We start from the raw sequence: 396 nt of genomic DNA, 5'->3' as shown, positions 1-396 counted from the left end.
GTGGAATGGCCGGAAGGCGAAGGCCGTACGCTGTCGCTGTATTTAAAGCCGGTCAGCAAGATCATGTACTGCGAGCAATGTGGGGCACGCTGCCAGCAGATCCACGAGACGACGGTTCGTCGGGTGCGTGACTTGCCGCTATTCGAATACCGGGTGGTGTTGCATGTGCCTCGTCGCCGGGTCTGGTGCGAACGCTGCGGCGGCCCGCGACTGGAGAAGCTGGCGTGGCTGGGCCGTTACCAGAGAGTGACGGAGCGCTTCGCCAAGGCTTGCGAGAAACTACTGCAAGCGGCCAGCGTGCAGGCGGTGGCGGCCTTCTACGATCTGGGCTGGCACACGGTCAAATCGATCGACAAGATGCGCCTGCGGGCGCGCGTGAGCGAGCCCGATTGGTCA

Annotated in this window: 1 protein-coding gene; it reads left to right on the top strand. The window is 63.4% G+C overall.

Annotation, left to right across the window (positions count from 1 at the left end; all coding sequences use genetic code 11):
* The coding region (locus tag NQV17_RS37865; protein WP_257776171.1) for a helix-turn-helix domain-containing protein at window positions 1-396 on the top strand (396 nt) is incomplete at both ends.

The sequence above is a fragment of the Burkholderia sp. SCN-KJ genome (genome assembly GCF_024656005.1).
Lineage (GTDB): Bacteria > Pseudomonadota > Gammaproteobacteria > Burkholderiales > Burkholderiaceae > Burkholderia.
This window is presented reverse-complemented; position numbering and strand designations above follow the sequence as displayed.